General features: G+C 63.3%; 1 protein-coding gene. It reads left to right on the forward strand.

Annotated elements, in window-relative coordinates:
• Positions 1–226: 226 nt before the first annotated feature.
• The coding region (locus EOD07_RS29915; protein ID WP_164772673.1) for a mechanosensitive ion channel family protein at positions 227–2,665 on the forward strand (2,439 nt) is incomplete at its 3' end.

Here is a 2,665-nt window from a genome sequence, read left to right on the forward strand (position 1 = left end):
CTTGAGCAGCGAAAAGGCTGAATATTCCGCCATTCTACCTATCGTCCTTTTGATGCGAGGCGGCAGACTATAGAGCAGGCGGGAAGCGCAAAGCCAAGATTACGCCATCGCTTTTCGCCAGGCCGACTCTCGCCGATGCGATGGGGACGGCTTGCCGCCCGATATGCCGGTCTTTATCAAAGGCGGAAATTTCGAGGATTTTTCGGCCGCGAGTCGCCACAAAGTCATGTTCTTCCGCCTGCTGCGCCTGCTTCTGGTCGTTATCGTCGCTGTCTTCGGGCAGCCGGCGCTCAATGCGTCGGCGCAGGCGATCGGCCATGGTTCCTCGCAACTCATCGCCGATCAGACCAAGGCCATCCAGGACCTGACGACCAAGACCGATGGCCTGGAAAAGAAACTGAGCGACCCCGACCAGGACGATGCCGGGCTTGTCGACATCCGGTTGCAGCTGGAGGATATTTCGCGCGCGGCGCTGAACAGCGCGCTGGCGTTCCGGCAGCGCCTGACCGACATCAACAATCGCGTCGAGGTGCTCGGCCCGCCGCCGGCGCAGGGCCAACCCGCCGAGCCGGTGATCGTCAGCAACGAGCGCAGCGCGCTCGCCTCGGAAAAGGCTCAGATCAATGCGGTCGTCGCCAGCGCGCAAAACCTGTCGATCCGCGTCAACGGGCTGGTCGACAAGATCGCGGCGATGCGCAGCGAGCTTTTCCGCAGCGTCATCACCAAACACTATGATCTGACCGACGCGCTGAGCCCGCAGGCCTTTTCCGATGCGCATGACCAGTTCACGGGCCTCTACAATGCGGTGTCGTCCTGGCTGAGCTTCGCCGTCAGGTTCAAGTTTCAGGCGATCCTTGCGGCGACGCTCATGGCGCTGGCGCTGGCGGCCGTGTTGCTGATCGGCGGCAGGCGCCTGTTCGGCCGCATATTCGAGGCCGACCCGACCGTCGAGGACCCTTCCTATCTCAGCAGGCTGTCGGTGGCCTTCTGGTCGACGCTGCTGCCGACCCTGGCGCTTGGTGTCTTCTTCGCCTCGGCCGTGTTCTTCTTCAACTATTACAATGTGCTGCGGGGCGATATCGGCACGTTCCTCAATGCCCTGCTGACGGTGATCGGCATGGTGTTCTGCGTCAACCGGCTGACCAACGCTGCGCTCGAACCGCGCCTGCCCAACTGGCGCCTGATTCCGGTCGCGACCGGCCCGGCGCGCTGGCTGGTCGGACTGACGACCGCAATGGCGCTGGTGCTGGGGTTCAATTACTTCCTGTCGGTGGTCAACGAGAAGATGGGTTCGCCGCTGTCGCTGACGATCGGCAGGGGTTTTGTCGCCACCATCATCGTCGGAGTCATCCTGATCCTGATGGGACTGCTGCGGCCGTTCAGGGCCGCAGACGGCTCATGGCGCCCCTGGCCGGCATGGCTTCGCTTCGTGGCCATCGCCCTCGGCTTGTTCACCATTGCGGCGGCGCTGCTTGGCTATATCGGCCTGGCGCTTTTCGTCTCGTTCCAGGTCGTGGTGACCGGCACCGTGCTGGTGACGGCCTATATCGGCTTCCTGTCGGCACGCGCGATCGGCGAGGAGGGCGGCTTCGCCGACACTTCGGTCGGGCGATGGCTTTCGGAAAATTCAAGCTACGAGGATACCGCCCTCGACCAGCTCGGCCTGGTGGTCAGCATCGCCATCAACCTGATGATCGTGGTGGTGTTCCTGCCGCTGATCCTGTTGATGTGGGGCTTCCAGCCCGGCGACATCGAGGCCTGGGCCTACAAGCTGGCGACCGGCGTCACGATCGGTTCGGTGACCATCTCCTTCCTCGGCATCCTCAGCGGCATCGTCGTCTTCGTCATCGGCTATTTCCTGACGCGCTGGTTCCAGGGCTGGCTGGACGGTTCGGTGATGGCGCGCGGCAAGGTCGATGCCGGCGTGCGCAACTCGATCCGGCTCGGTGTCGGCTATGCCGGCGTGGCGGTCGCCGGCCTGGTCGGAATCTCGGCCGCGGGCATCGATCTTTCCAATCTGGCGCTGGTTGCCGGCGCCCTTTCGCTGGGTATCGGCTTCGGCCTGCAGAACGTCGTGTCGAATTTCGTCTCGGGCCTGATCCTGCTTGCCGAGCGGCCGTTCAAGGTCGGCGACTGGATCGTCGCGGGCGACATCAGCGGCACGGTGCGGAAGATCAGCGTGCGCGCGACCGAGATCGAGACCTTCCAGCGGCAGGCGGTAATCCTGCCCAACTCGAACCTGATCAACAATGCTGTCGGCAACTGGACGCATCGCAACAAGCTCGGGCGCATCGACATCAAGGTCGGCGTCGCCTATGGCAGCGACGTCAAGCGCGTCCATGCCATACTGACGGACATTGCGCGCGCCCATCCGATGGTGCTGAAGAATCCCGAGCCGTTCGTCCTTTTCGCCAATTTCGGGCCTGCCGCGCTCGAATTCGAAATCCGGGTGTTCGTGGCCGACATCATGAACGGCAGCGTCGTGCAGAACGATATCCGCTTCGCCATCTTCGATATCTTCGAGGAGGAGCAGATCGAGATTCCATCGACGCCGCGCGCCGTGGTCGAGACCAAGAAGCACGAGGCCTGGCCGATCGACGACGACAAGATCGAGGCCGAATTCGCCGAGCGCCAGAGGCTGGAAGCGGAAGCCGCGGCCGAGCGG

The sequence above is a fragment of the Mesorhizobium sp. M2C.T.Ca.TU.002.02.1.1 genome (genome assembly GCF_003997225.1).